Here is a 13,623-nt window from a genome sequence, read left to right as displayed (position 1 = left end):
TCAGAACGGCAGTTTCATGCCCGCCGGCAGGCCCATGCCGCTGGTCAGTTCACTCATGCGTTCCTGACTGGTGGTGTCCACCTTGTGCACGGCATCGTTGATGGCCGCGGCCACCAGATCCTCGATCATATCGGGATCGTCCTGGAAAAGGCTGGGATCGATCCGCACCTTGCGTGCTTCGTGCTTGCCGGTCAGGGTCACGCTGACCAGCCCGCCACCGGCCTGGCCCTCGACCTCCATCTCGGCCAGCTCGGCCTGCACGCGCTGCATTTCTTCCTGCATTTTCTGGGCCTGCTTCATCATGTTGCCCATGCCGCCTTTCATCATTTTCGGTTCTCCTGTCCCGCTGTTCCGGGGTCCTGATTAAGTGTCGGGTCGTCGTCGCGCAGGCGCACCGGGCCGAGTTCGGCCCCGAAGCGCTCGTGCAGCGCCTGCACCACCGGATCCTGCCGCATGGCGGACTCGGCTTCAGCCTGACGCGCCTCGGCATCCGCCGCAAGACGCGCGGCCGGCGTGTCACCACCGGCTTCTTCCTGATCCACGATCTCCAGACGCACGCCGCGGCCGAGATGCGCCTCCAGGGACCTGGACAAGCGTTCCCGGGCCCGTTCCGTGCACAGCATGCGGTAGTCGGTCGGCAGCGCGAGCGTCAGCCGCTCCGTATCCAGCGAACGAAATTCGGCCTGCAGCGCGATTTCACGCGCGGTACCCGCGGGAAGACCTGCGGCAAACGCATGCCAGTCGAATTCGCCCTCGGCCACCGGAGCGGCGGGCACCGGGGCCGGCGCCGGGCGGGCAGCGCCCGCCGCATCGGCTCCGGCGGTCTTCTCCGGGGGCGCGGAGGCCGAGGCCGCATGCGGCTCGCGTACCGCGCCGGCCTCCCCGGCATCCGGCCCGCGCGTGGAAGACGGGCTTGCCCGCGCCGGCTCCGGGGCCTCGGCCTCGGCCGCGGGCGCGGCACTGGACGCGGGCTCGGCCTGCACCGCCGGGCCCCGGTTCGCGGGGTTCTCGGGCCGGCCAGCCGCGCCGCTCCCGCCGGTTGTGGTACCGGACGCGGGCTCCGGCGAGCCCTCCGGACGGAAGGCCAGCAGCCGCAGCAGGGTCATTTCGACCCCCATGCGCGGTTCCGGTGCATACGGCAGGTCGCGTACGCCATGGATCAGGATCTGATAGGCGAGCTGGATCGCCTCGGGGTCTTCGCGGCCGGCGGCCTCGCGCGCCCAGTCCAGGCCCGCTTCGCCGCCATCGGCCACCTCGCCCGCCACCTGCAGTACCGCCACCCGGTGCAGCAACGAGGCCAGTTCATCCAGAAGCCGCGACCAGTCCGGCCCCAGGGCATCCAGCTCGGCAAGACCGTGGACCAGCGCCGCGCCGTCCCCGGCGAACACCGCATCCAGCAGCCCGGTCAACCGGGTGCGTGGCAGCAGCCCCAGCATGTCGCAGGTCGCCCCCTCGCTCAGCTGATCGCCGGCGTAGGCGATGGCCTGGTCGGTGAGACTGAGCGCATCGCGCATCGAGCCCTCGGCCGCCTCGGCCAGACGCAGGAGTGCACCGGGTTCGGCACTCACGCCCTCGGTTTCGAGCACGCCGGTCAGGTAATCGGCGATCAGCGGCGCCGGCATCGGCTTGAGGTTGAACTGGAGACAGCGCGACAGCACCGTCACCGGCAGCTTCTGCGGGTCGGTGGTCGCCAGCAGGAACTTCACGTGTTCCGGCGGCTCTTCCAGGGTCTTGAGCAGCGCGTTGAAGCTCTTCTCCGACAGCATGTGCACCTCGTCGATGAGGTACACCTTGAAGCGGCCGGTGGTGGGGGCGTAGGACACGTTGTCCAGCAGCTCGCGGGTGTCGTCCACCCGGGTGCGCGAGGCCGCGTCGACCTCGATCAGGTCAAGGTGCCGCCCCTCGGCGATCTCCACGCAGGAACGGCACTGGCCGCAGGGTTCGGCGGTCACCCCCGTCTCGCAGTTGAGACAGCGCGCGAGGATGCGCGCCACGGTGGTCTTGCCCACGCCGCGGGTGCCGGCGAACAGATAGGCATGATGCAGCCGCTCGCCGGACAGCGCATTGGAGAGCGCGCGCACCACGTGCGGCTGACCGACGAGATCCTCGAAACGTGAGGGCCGCCACTTGCGGGCCAGAACCTGGTGACTCATGCCTCTCCCATGGACGGAGCGGTCGCCGTGGCCTCCGGGCACTCGGCCCCACCGGAAAGCGAAACTGGAAGGGAGGTGGCCCGCACCCGCCACACCCCGGCGCCCGACGCAGTTGCTACCGTTGCTCCCTTCCGGGCCTGGCGGGGTTCACAACCTGTCGTCGCGAGGGGACTGATACGGACCACCATAACGCTGTTGGTCGCACGGATCACCTCCGCCCGACCGAGCCCGAAAGCATCAGGGTTTCGGCCACGCACGTCAACCTCGATCCGGTGCCCGCGCTCGCAACCCCGCGCCGGCCGGGGTAAAATGCCGGCCCCAGTCGCTTCAGCCGGGATCCCCATGGCCGCTTCAGCCGCGTCGTTCTTTCACGGCCTCCCGGACGCCGTCTATATCATCGATCCGGAGACCTCACGGATCATCGACGGCAACGAAAAGGCGCATGCCAGCCTCGGGCTCAGCCGTGACCAGCTCCTGCACGAATCGGTGATGTCGCTCCAGACCGGCGTACAGGGCATGCCGGCCTGGAGCGAGATCGCCGAGGTCATCCGCAACCAGGCGCCCTATCGCTTCCTCGGCGAGCACCGCCACGCGGACGGTTCGGCCATCCCGGTGGAGATCCTGACGTCGGTGCAGCATGTCGACGGGCGCGAGTATTTCGTGTCGGTCGCCCGCGAGATCCCCGAACGCGGGTCGTCGCCGGACGAGGACGCCGGCCGCGAACACTGGCAGGTCCTGTACGACATCGCCGAGGGGGTCTGGGACTGGTATCCGCAGCAGGAACGTCTGGTGTTCAGCCCGAACCTGAAGTCCCTGCTGGGGTACGGTCCCGACGAGATGGAAGAGGTCATCGACACCTGGAAGGAGAACGTGCACCCCGAGGACCGGCCGCTGGTCCTGACCAAACTGGAGGATCATCTGGCCGGCCGCCGGCCCGCCTTTCACGCCGAATACCGGCTGCGCAACCGCAACGGGCACTATCTGTGGGTCTCCGACCGCGGACGCATCGTGCTGCGGGACGACCACGGAAAGCCACTGCGGGTCTGCGGCATGATCCACGACGTGACCGACACCAAGACCCTCGAGCTGTCCCTTCAGCAAAGGGCGGATTACTGCTCGCTCACCGGCCTTTACAACCGCCGGCGGGGACAGGAACTGTTCGAGAAGGCCCTGACCGCCTGCGAGCACGAGGATCGGCCCCTGGCGCTGCTGGCGCTGGATCTCGACGAATTCAAGACCATCAACGATCGTCACGGCCATCAGGCCGGAGACACGGTGCTGGAACGTTTCGGCGAGTGCATCCGCGAATCGCTGCCGGAACACGCCATCGCCATGCGCTGGGGTGGCGAGGAATTCATGATCGTCCTGCCGGGTGCGGACCCGGTCCGGGCCGAGGACTTCGCCGAGACCCTGCGAGCCGCCGTGGCCGGGGCCCGCTGGCCCGAACCGCTGAACCGCTCACGCGTCACCGTCAGCATCGGGGCGGCGCTGTTCCCCCGCGATGCCGGTGCCCCCGGCCAGCTGATCTCCGTTGCGGACCAGGCCCTCTACCGCGCCAAGCACGACGGCCGCAACCGCGTGATCCTGGCGCGTCCGGCATGAAGGTCCATGGCGAGGCCCTTCCCCCGGCGACCTCGATCATAGCCTTGGGCTAATATCATTTTAATTATAAAAGATTAGATTTATCGAAGAGCGTCCCTTAATCTTGCACCTGTCGTCGGCCACGGGCCGGCACATGACTTTTCACCCGTTTCCGAAACCGCAATCTGCAACAGGAGAGAGAGAACATGGAACTGGAAAATCGCGAAGGTCAGCGCGTCCCGGAAGTCACCTTCCGCTGCCGCAAGGACAACGACTGGAACGACGTCCGCAGCGCGGACATCTTCAACGGCCGCAACGTGGTGGTGTTCGCCCTGCCGGGCGCCTTCACCCCGACCTGCTCCTCGGCCCACGTGCCGCGCTACAACGAGCTGGCACCGGTTCTGAAGAAGCACGGCATCGACGAGGTCGTGTGCATCTCGGTCAATGACGGCTTCGTGATGGAAGCCTGGCAGGCCGACCAGGAAGCCGACCGCATCACCTTCCTGGCGGACGGCAACGGCGAGTTCACCGAGAAGATGGGCATGCTGGTCGACAAGAGCGACCTCGGCTTCGGCGAGCGTTCCTGGCGCTATTCCATGCTGGTGCGCGACGGCGTGATCGAGAAGCAGTTCATCGAGCCGGACGAGCCGGGCGACCCCTTCGTGGTCTCCGACGCCGACACCATGCTGTCGTACGTGGCGCCGGATGCGGCCTGCCCCGAGGACGTGGTGGTATTCACCAAGCCGGGCTGCCCGTACTGCGCCAGCGCCAAGCAGATGCTGGAGGACGCGGACCTGGACTACGAGGAGATCGTGCTCGGCCGTGACGCCAGCCTGCGCAGCCTGCGCGCCGCCACCGGCGCGATGACCGTGCCCCAGGTGTTCGTCGGCGGCCACCGCATCGGCGGCTCCGAAGAACTGGAGCAGTGGATCCACCGCGAGCGCCAGGCGGCGTGATCCCGGATCCGGGGCGGGCCCGGCCCGCCCCGGCCACCACGGGTGGCCATCCGTGTCCGCAGGCCGCCCCCCCCTCGGACCTGCGGACACGGATGGCGGACCCCGGCGACCGCTCCTTGAGCGCTCGCCATGGCAGACTTCGAATCAGACCGACAACGAACAGGGAAAAGAGCATGGAACACTACGACATCATCGTGATCGGCGGCGGCAGCGGCGGCCTGGCGGTGGCCGAACGCACCGCGCCCCATGGCGCCCGCGTCGCCGTGTTCGACCCGAAGCCGCTGGGCGGGACCTGCGTGAACGAGGGCTGCGTGCCCAAAAAGCTCACCTGGTACGCCGCGGAACACATGAGCCAGGCCCGCCAGGCCGGCGAATTCGCCGTGGACGTGGACATCCGCGGCATTCGCTACGGCGAGCTGGCCGAGCAACGGCAAAAGCTGCTCGGCAACCTGAACGAGTTCTGGTCCGGGCACCTGGAAAAGCTGGGCGTGACCCACATCGCCGAGCGCGCCCGGCTGAACGGAAGCGACCGCGTGATCAGCGAAAGCGGCACCGAATACCGCGCCGATCGCATTGTGCTGGCCATGGGCGGGGCGCCGGTGGTGCCGCCGCTGGAAGGGGCCGAACTGGGCGCGACCTCGGACGACTTCTTCCAGTGGACCGAACTGCCGCAGTCCATCGCCGTGATCGGGGCTGGCTACATCGGCCTGGAGATGGCCGGGATGCTGCGCTCCATGGGCGTGCAGACCGACGTAGTCGCGATGGAAGATCGCGTGCTGGAGATGTTCGATCCCGCCATCAGCGACGCCCTGGACCAGCACATGGAGCACCAGGGCATCGGCCGTCACCTCGGGGTGAAGGTGTCCGGGCTGGGCGGCGAACCGGGCGCGGTCACCGTGCAGCTGGAAGGCGGCGAAGAACTCGGCCCCTACCAGCAGGTGCTGTGGGCCGTCGGCCGCAAACCGGCCACCGCGGACATGGGGCTGGAAGAGGCCGGCGTGGAAACCGGCCCCGGTGGCGTGATCCCGGTGGACGAGTGGCAGGCGACCAATGTCGAAGGGATCTACGCCCTGGGGGACATCATCGGCAAGGCCCCGCTGACCCCGGTGGCGATCGCCGCCGGCCGGCGTCTGGCCGAGCACTGGTATGCCCCCGAAAACAACCCGGTACCGGTGGACTACGAACAGGTGCCCACGGTGACCTTCACCCATCCCACCGCCGGCATGGTCGGACTGACCGAGCCCGAAGCCGTGGAACGTCACGGCGACTCGGTGCGGATCTACGAGACGAGCTTCGGCGGCCTCGACCGGGCCTTTGCCGAGGGCGAGGTCCCGCCGGTGGTGATGAAGCTGGTGTGCGCCGGCGACGACGAAAAGGTCGTCGGCATCCACATGATCGGCCCCCACGTGGACGAGATGCTGCAGGGCTTCGCGGTGGCGGTGCGCATGGGTGCGACCAAGCGCGACCTCGACCTGACCATCCCGCTGCATCCCACCAGCGCCGAGGAACTGGTCACCCTCAAGCAGGGTCGCCCCGGCCGTGCGGAGGGCCTCGCCGAAGCCGCCTGACCTGCGGAACGGCACCCCGCCCCGCAGGCGCGTGCCACGGGGTTGCGGGCCCCCATCCGGGCGAAGGCCCGTGGGACCTGCAACCCCGAACGCCGGTGGCTGTGGCATACTCCACGCCACAGAAACGCCGCACGGAGTGCATCTTTTGGCTACCCGCACGGATGTCGAAAACTTCCTCGAGAAACTGCGAAGCGACCTCGACCGGCAGCTGGTGGACATCCCCACCCTGCCGGACATCTCCGTGCAGGCGCTGTTCATCGTGCAGGACGACAACAGCACGATCGCCGACCTGGTCAACCTGATCTCGCGCGACACCGCCCTGGCCTCGCGTCTGGTACGCCAGGCCAACAGCCCCGCCTATCGCGGGCTGCATCGCTGCTCCACCATCCACTCGGCCGTGACCCGTCTGGGCATGGAACGGGTCCGCCAGGTCGTGCTGACCCATTCGATGAAGGAAGTCTTCCAGACCGGCAACGAGGCCATCCGCGAGCGCATGGAGCAGCTCTGGGCCCACAGCCTGGAGGTCGCGGTCCTCAGCTATCTGCTGGCCCGCCGGCAGCGCCATCTGGACGCGGACATCGCGCTGCTGGCCGGACTGGTCCACGACATCGGCGCCGTGCCCATTCTGCGTCGCGCCGAGAAGGTGGAAGAGATCTACGAGGATCCGCGCGCGATCCAGGCCGCGATCGACGCGGCCCACGTGCCGATGGGCCGGGCGATGCTCAAGAGCTGGAACTTCGACCCGGAGATCGTGCGCGCGGTGGGCGATCACGAAAAGATCCGCCAGGATCCGGGCGCCCAGGAGCCGGTCTCCTACACCGACATCCTGCAGGCCGCCAACATCGAGTCCTACGGTGGCACCCGCCACCGCCTCGCCACCGTGGACCGGAGCGAGGTCCCCGCCTTCCGCCGGCTCACCGGCGACCCCGACCGGCTGACCCTGGACTGGGACACCGACGAGGCCGGCCTGAACCACGTCAACCAGATCTTCGAGTAGGACCGCCCCTCGAGCAGGGGGCGGGACTCACTCCCACTCGATGGTGGCGGGGGGCTTGCCGGAGATGTCGTAGGTGACGCGCGAGATGCCGGGGATCTCGTTGATGATGCGGCGCGAGACGTGATCGAGGAACTCGTACGGGAGGTGGGCCCAGCGGGCGGTCATGAAGTCGATGGTCTCCACCGCGCGCAGCGCGACCACATAGTCGTAGCGCCGGCCGTCGCCCATCACCCCGACCGACTTCACCGGCAGGAACACCGCGAACGCCTGCGAGGTCCGGTCGTACAGATCGGCCTTGCGCAGTTCCTCGATGAAGATCGCATCCGCCCGGCGCAGCAGATCGGCGTATTCCTTCTTCACCTCACCGAGGATGCGCACGCCCAGGCCGGGCCCCGGGAACGGGTGACGGTAGACCATCTCGGTGGGCAGGCCCAGTTCGACACCGATCTTGCGCACCTCGTCCTTGAACAGCTCGCGCAGCGGCTCGACCAGACCGAGTTTCATGTTCTCCGGCAGGCCGCCCACGTTGTGGTGCGACTTGATCACATGGGCCTTGCCGGTCTTGGAGTCGGCCGACTCGATCACGTCGGGGTAGATCGTGCCCTGGGCCAGCCACTTCACGTTTTCCAGCTTGCCGGCCTCTTCGTCGAACACGTCGATGAACAGCCCGCCGATCACCTTGCGCTTGGCCTCGGGGTCCTCGATGCCGGCCAGCGCGCTCATGAAGCGGTCTTCGGCATCCACCCGGATCACGTTCACGCCCAGATGGCGGGCGAAGGTCGCCATCACCTGGTCGCCCTCGCCCTCGCGCAGCAGGCCGGTGTCCACGAACACGCACGTGAGCTGATCACCGATCGCCTTGTGCAGCAACGCGCCGACCACCGAGGAATCCACCCCGCCGGACAGGCCCAGCACCACGCGCTGGTCGCCGACCTGCTCGCGCACCCGCGCGGCCATGTCCTCGATGATGTTGTCGGCGGTCCACAGCGCCTCGCAGCCGCAGATCTCGTAGATGAAGCGTTCGAGGATCCGCTGCCCCTGGGTGGTATGCGTGACCTCGGGGTGGAACTGCACGCCGTAGAAGCCGCGGTCCGGGTCGGCCATGCCGGCGATTGGCGCCGAATCCGTGGAGGCCATCAGGCGGAAGCCCTCGGGCAGTTCGGTCACGTGGTCGCCGTGCGACATCCACACGTCGAGCATCCCGTAGCCCTCGGGCGTGGTGTGGTCCTCGATATTGCGGAGCAGCGGGGTATGGCCGCGGGCACGCACCTGGGCATAGCCGAACTCGCGGCGTTCGGAGGGTTCGACGCGCCCGCCCAGCTGTGCGGCCATGGTCTGCATGCCGTAGCAGATGCCCAGCACCGGCGCGCCCAGCTCGAACACCACGTCCTCGGCGCGCGGCGGTGCCTCGACGTTCACCGATTCGGGCCCGCCCGAAAGGATGATGCCGGTGGGCGCGAACGCGCGGATGTCCTCCGCCGGCATGTCCCAGGCATGCACCTCGGAATAGACTCCGGCCTCGCGGACGCGGCGGGCGATCAGCTGGGTGTACTGGGAACCGAAGTCCAGTACCAGAATGCGGTGGGCGTGCAGATCCTGGGTCATGTGGTCATCCACTGCCCCGGCCGGGTGGCCGGGGTCTGTGTCGGGGATCCGGCCGGCGGGCCGAATCAGTCCATGCGATAGTTCGGGGCTTCCTTGGTGATCGCCACGTCGTGCACGTGGCTCTCGCGCATGCCGGCGGCCGTCACGCGCACGAACTGTGGCTTGCTGCGCATTTCGGCGATGTTCTGCGCGCCCACGTAGCCCATCGAGGAGCGCAGGCCACCCATCAGCTGATAGATGATGGCGACGATCGAGCCCTTGTACGGCACGCGGCCCTCGATACCCTCGGGCACGAACTTGTCGGCCGGGGCGTTCGGGTCCTGGAAGTAGCGGTCGGAGGAGCCCTGCTGCATCGCACCCAGCGAGCCCATGCCGCGGTAGATCTTGTAGGAGCGCCCCTGGTAGAGCTCGACCTCGCCCGGCGCCTCCTCGGTGCCGGCGAACATCGAGCCCAGCATCACGCAATGGGCACCGGCGGCCACCGCCTTGGCAAGATCGCCGGAGAAGCGCACGCCGCCATCGGCGATCAGCGGCACGTCGGTCCCTTCCAGGGCCCCGGCCACCTCGGAGATCGCGGTGATCTGCGGCACGCCGACCCCGGCCACCACGCGGGTGGTGCAGATCGAGCCCGGGCCGATACCGACCTTCACCCCGTCGGCGCCGGCGGCCACCAGGTCCTTCGCTGCATCGGCGGTCGCGATGTTGCCGCCCACCACCTGCACGTCCGGGTAGTGCTTCTTCACCCAGGCGACGCGATCCAGCACCCCCTGCGAGTGACCGTGAGCGGTATCCACCACGATCAGGTCCACGCCGGCCTCGACCAGCGCGGCGACGCGCTCGTCGGTGCCCTCGCCCACGCCCACCGCAGCGCCCACGCGCAGGCGGCCGCGCTCGTCCTTGCTGGCATACGGGTGTTCGGTGGACTTCTGGATATCCTTCACGGTGATCATGCCACGCAGCTCGAAGGCGTCGTTGACCACCAGCACCTTCTCGATGCGGTGCTTGTGCAGCAGACCGAGGATTTCTTCGCGCCCGGCACCCTCGCGCACGGTGACCAGCCGGTCGCGCGGGGTCATGATCTCGGAGACCGGGGCCTCCATGCGGGTCTCGAAGCGCAGATCGCGCGAGGTCACGATGCCGCGCAGATCGTTGCCGTCCACCACCGGCACGCCGGAGATGTGGCTGTCCCGGGTCAGCCGCACCACGTCGCCAATGGAAGCGTCGGGCCCCACGGTGATCGGCTCGCTGATCACCCCGCTTTCGTATTTCTTGACCTGCCAGACCTCGCGGGCCTGGGCCTCGGCCGGCATGTTCTTGTGGACAATGCCGATGCCGCCCTCCTGCGCCATGGCGATCGCCAGGCTGGCCTCGGTCACCGTATCCATGGCCGCGGAGACCAGCGGCGCGCTGAGCGTGATCCCGCGGCTGATCCGGGTGGAGATGTCGACGTCGCGCGGGATGACGTTCGAGTGCCCGGGAATCAGCAGAACGTCATCGAAGGTCAGGGCTTCACCGAGTATCCGCATGCACCACTCCAGACAGGGCCCGGGGACCGGGAGGAAAGAGCCGGACAGTATAGAATCCGGGGCTTGACGGGTAAAGGCGGATCGGGCACGTGCGTCGCATCCGCGGCGCTGCGAAGTTACCCTTGTATCTCCGCATTCCGAAGGGTTCAGACATGTCATCGACATCCCGCCTTGCCGGCCGCCGCCGGTTCCTGTTCCGCCTCCTGCCGGGAACCGCCCTGCTGGCCGCCGCACCCGCCGGCGCCGACTGGTGGGAACGCGGCCGCGAGGCCCTGGGAAGCCTGACCGGGGGCGACAATGGCAGCGCTCTCAGCCAGGACGAGCGCATCGACGCCCTGCGCGAGGCGCTGTCCATCGCCACCCGCAACGCCACCGGCGAACTGGCGCGCCACAACGGCTTCTGGGGAAACCCGGAGGTGCGCATCCCGCTGCCCGGACTGGTGCAGTCCACGCGCGACACCCTCGACCGCTTCGGTGCGGCGGGCCCGGTCGACGACCTGCACGAACGCATGAACCGGGCCGCCGAGGACGCCGCCCCGCAGGCCCGCGAACTGTTCCTGGACGCCATCGAGGACCTGACCCTGGACGAGGCCCGCGAGATCATCCAGGGCCCCGACGATGCCGCCACCCGCCACTTCGAGACCCGCATGAGCGACCCGCTGGCCGCACGCATGGAGCCGGTCATCGACGAGGCCCTGCGCGAATCCGGTGCCATCAGCGCCTACAACGACCTGCTGGCCGAGGTCGAGGACATCCCGTTCGTCGCCGACATCGCCTTCGATCCGGTGGACCACGTACTGGGCTACGCGATGTCCGGTCTGTTCGACACCCTGGCAAAGGAAGAGGCGGCGCTGCGGGCCGACCCGGTCGGACGCGGCACCGAACTGCTGGAACGCGTGTTCGGAGGCGGCGAATGAGCGACACCGCCGCGGTCCTGACCGTGGCCCAGCTGAACCAGTGCGCGGACGGACTGCTGCGCGACGGACTGGGATCGGTGCGGGTCGAGGGCGAGGTCTCCAACCTGCGCCGCTACCCGTCGGGCCACCAGTATTTCTCGTTGAAGGACGAGAACGCCAGCGTCAACTGCGTGCTGTTCCGCGGCAACGCCCGGCGCGCAGCGCCCTTCGCGGACGGCGATGCGGTGCAGGTGGGCGGACGCGCGGGCATCTACCCCGCCCGCGGGCAGTTCCAGATCGTGGTCGAGCGGCTCGAACCCGCCGGCGAGGGCCGGCTCCTGGCCGCCTTCCAGCAGCTGAAGAAGCAGCTCGAGGCCGAGGGCCTGTTCGACCCCGCGCGCAAGCGGCCGCTGCCGGCGCGGACCCATCGCCTGGGCGTTATCACCTCGGCCCAGGGCGATGTCCGCCACGACATCGAACGCACGCTGGCGCGCCGGTTTCCGCTGCTGCTGCCGGTCACGCTGTATCCCGTTGCGGTCCAGGGCGCCGCGGCGGCCGAACAGATCGTCGCCGCCCTGCAGCGTGCCGGCGAGGAACGCGCGGTGGACGTGCTCCTGCTGGCACGCGGCGGCGGTTCGCTGGAGGACCTGCAGGCCTTCAACGAGGAGAGCGTGGCGCGCGCGATCGCGGACTGTCCGATCCCCGTGGTGACCGGCGTGGGCCACGAAAGCGACGTCACCATCGCCGATTTCGTCGCCGACCTGCGCGCATCCACCCCCACCGCGGCGGCCGAGGCGGTCAGCCCCGACGGCCCCGCCCTGCGCCAGCAGCTCAACCAACTGCGCGCACGCCTGGAACAGCGCCTGGCGCGTCGCATCCACGAGGATCGCGCACGCCTGGAAGGGCTCGCCGGCCGCCTGCAGCGGCGCCATCCGCGCCAGATCCTGGAGCGCAACCTCCAGTGCCTCGACGAGCAGCGCGAACGCCTGCAACGCGCCGGGCGGCTGCGTCTGGAACGCGCCGAACAGCGCCTGCAGCGCGCCCGCCTGCGCCTCGCCGGGGCCTCTCCCGGGGCGCGGCTGAACCACGCCCGCCTGCGCCTGGAGCACCTGCGCCAGCGGCTGCAGCAGGTACGCCCGGACCGCGATCTGGCGGCCCGGCGCGAACGCCTGCACCGTCTGGATCAGCGCCTGCGCAGCGCGACGCAGCGCCAGCTGGATGCACGCCGGCGCCAGTTCGAGGCGAGCCGGCGCCAGCTGCACGCGCTGGATCCCACCGCGGTACTGCGCCGCGGCTATGCCATCCTGTCCACCGAGGACGGCGGACTGCTGCGGGACGCCGCCGACGTGAACCGCGGAGACGCGGTATCCGCCCGCCTGGCGCATGGCCACGTCGATCTGACAGTGGTCCGCAGCCACCCGGCAACGGAAGACCCGCAATGACCCTGCACCTTGAAAAGCCCCGCGACCCGTTCGTCCGCGGCCCCGCCGAACCCGACCCCGCCGCGCTGGAGCGCGAGGTGGCCGCCGCGCTGGAGGAGGACCTCGGGCCCGGCGGCATGGCCGCCGACGTGACCGCGGCGCTGGTCCCGGCCGGGCGGCATGCGCGCGCCTCGCTGTGGCTGCGCGAGGATGCCGTCCTCTGCGGCCAGCCCTGGGCGGAACGCGTGCTCGCCCGGCTGGACCCGAACCTGCGCATCGAATGGGCGGTCGCCGAGGGCGAGGCCTGCGCGGCCGAGACCCGGATCGCCCGCATCGAGGGCCCGGCCCGCGCGCTGCTGGCCGGCGAGCGCGCCGCCCTCAACCTGCTGCAGACCCTGTCCGGCACCGCCACCGAGACCGCCCGCTGGGTGGCGCGCCTGCAGGACCACCATGCGCGCATCCTCGACACCCGCAAGACCCTGCCCGGCCTGCGCCACGCGCAGAAGTACGCGGTGCGCATCGGCGGCGGCCACAACCACCGCCTGGGCCTGTGGGACGCGGTGCTGATCAAGGAGAACCACATCGCCGCCTGCGGCTCCATCGCCGCCGCGGTGCAGCAGGCGCGCACGCTGGGCGCCGGGCGCTGGGTGGAGGTGGAGACCGAAAACCTCGACGAGGTCGACCAGGCGCTGGCCGCCGGGGCCGACGTGATCATGCTGGACGAGCTGGCACCCGCGGATCGCGCCGAAGCGGTGCGGCGCATCCGCGGACACGCGATCTCCGAGGCCTCCGGCGGGGTCTCCGCCGCGACCCTGCTGGAAGTCGCCGACTCGGGGGTGGACTACATCTCGGTGGGGGCGCTGACCAAGCACCTGCGGGCGGTGGACCTGTCGCTGCGTCTCGACAGCGACGCCTGACGC

General features: G+C 69.3%; 11 protein-coding genes and 1 other RNA gene. 7 read left to right on the top strand and 5 right to left on the bottom strand.

Annotated elements, in window-relative coordinates; all coding sequences use genetic code 11:
* From F787_RS0107315 to ffs, 3 genes are all read right to left on the bottom strand, one after another.
* The gene (locus tag F787_RS0107315; protein WP_018870167.1) at nucleotides 1-327 is read right to left on the bottom strand and encodes a YbaB/EbfC family nucleoid-associated protein; all 327 of its coding nucleotides are present in this window, start codon (nucleotides 325-327) and stop codon (nucleotides 1-3) included.
* Nucleotides 324-2,153: a DNA polymerase III subunit gamma/tau gene (gene dnaX, locus F787_RS0107310; protein WP_028491781.1), complete on the bottom strand. Its 1,830-nt coding sequence runs from the start codon at nucleotides 2,151-2,153 to the stop codon at nucleotides 324-326. Before dnaX ends, F787_RS0107315 begins: the two co-directional genes overlap by 4 nt.
* 80 nt (nucleotides 2,154-2,233) lie before the next feature.
* Nucleotides 2,234-2,330, bottom strand: an RNA gene (gene ffs, locus F787_RS16415) — signal recognition particle sRNA small type.
* Nucleotides 2,331-2,495: 165 nt separating this feature from the next.
* On the opposite strand from ffs, the gene F787_RS0107305 reads away from it, so the two are divergent.
* From F787_RS0107305 to F787_RS0107290, 4 genes are all read left to right on the top strand, one after another.
* Nucleotides 2,496-3,755 (top strand): diguanylate cyclase, encoded by a 1,260-nt coding sequence (locus F787_RS0107305; RefSeq protein ID WP_028491780.1) that lies wholly within the window; start codon nucleotides 2,496-2,498, stop codon nucleotides 3,753-3,755.
* Between the two features lie 185 nt (nucleotides 3,756-3,940).
* A complete protein-coding gene (locus tag F787_RS0107300) occupies nucleotides 3,941-4,690 on the top strand; it encodes a glutathione peroxidase (RefSeq protein WP_019591195.1) in 750 nt (249 codons plus the stop codon).
* Nucleotides 4,691-4,863: 173 nt separating this feature from the next.
* The gene (gene gorA, locus F787_RS0107295; protein WP_028491779.1) at nucleotides 4,864-6,258 is read left to right on the top strand and encodes a glutathione-disulfide reductase; all 1,395 of its coding nucleotides are present in this window, start codon (nucleotides 4,864-4,866) and stop codon (nucleotides 6,256-6,258) included.
* 145 nt (nucleotides 6,259-6,403) lie between these two features.
* The gene (locus F787_RS0107290; protein ID WP_028491778.1) at nucleotides 6,404-7,255 is read left to right on the top strand and encodes an HDOD domain-containing protein; all 852 of its coding nucleotides are present in this window, start codon (nucleotides 6,404-6,406) and stop codon (nucleotides 7,253-7,255) included.
* 27 nt (nucleotides 7,256-7,282) lie between these two features.
* Here F787_RS0107290 and guaA read toward each other — a convergent pair whose 3' ends face one another.
* Nucleotides 7,283-8,860, bottom strand: a complete 1,578-nt coding sequence (guaA, locus tag F787_RS0107285; protein ID WP_018870173.1) for a glutamine-hydrolyzing GMP synthase — start codon at nucleotides 8,858-8,860, stop codon at nucleotides 7,283-7,285.
* Nucleotides 8,861-8,925: 65 nt separating this feature from the next.
* Nucleotides 8,926-10,386 (bottom strand): IMP dehydrogenase, encoded by a 1,461-nt coding sequence (guaB, locus tag F787_RS0107280; RefSeq protein WP_019569751.1) that lies wholly within the window; start codon nucleotides 10,384-10,386, stop codon nucleotides 8,926-8,928.
* 152 nt (nucleotides 10,387-10,538) lie between these two features.
* Here guaB and F787_RS0107275 point away from each other — a divergent pair, with 152 nt between their 5' ends.
* Genes F787_RS0107275 through nadC form a run of 3 tightly spaced genes read left to right on the top strand, consistent with a single transcriptional unit; the run spans nucleotide 10,539 to nucleotide 13,620 of the window.
* On the top strand, nucleotides 10,539-11,303 hold the full coding sequence (locus tag F787_RS0107275) for a DUF4197 domain-containing protein (protein ID WP_028491777.1): 765 nt from the start codon (nucleotides 10,539-10,541) through the stop codon (nucleotides 11,301-11,303).
* The gene (gene xseA / locus F787_RS0107270) at nucleotides 11,300-12,724 is read left to right on the top strand and encodes an exodeoxyribonuclease VII large subunit (protein ID WP_028491776.1); all 1,425 of its coding nucleotides are present in this window, start codon (nucleotides 11,300-11,302) and stop codon (nucleotides 12,722-12,724) included. The genes F787_RS0107275 and xseA overlap by 4 nt, the downstream gene beginning before the upstream one ends.
* Nucleotides 12,721-13,620: a carboxylating nicotinate-nucleotide diphosphorylase gene (gene nadC / locus F787_RS0107265; protein ID WP_028491775.1), complete on the top strand. Its 900-nt coding sequence runs from the start codon at nucleotides 12,721-12,723 to the stop codon at nucleotides 13,618-13,620. The genes xseA and nadC overlap by 4 nt, the downstream gene beginning before the upstream one ends.
* Nucleotides 13,621-13,623: the final 3 nt, after the last annotated feature.

The organism is Thioalkalivibrio sp. ALE19 (assembly GCF_000428605.1).
Classification (GTDB): domain Bacteria; phylum Pseudomonadota; class Gammaproteobacteria; order Ectothiorhodospirales; family Ectothiorhodospiraceae; genus Thioalkalivibrio.
The sequence above is the reverse complement of the archived record's forward strand: the minus strand, read 5'-3'. Positions and strand labels throughout refer to the sequence as shown.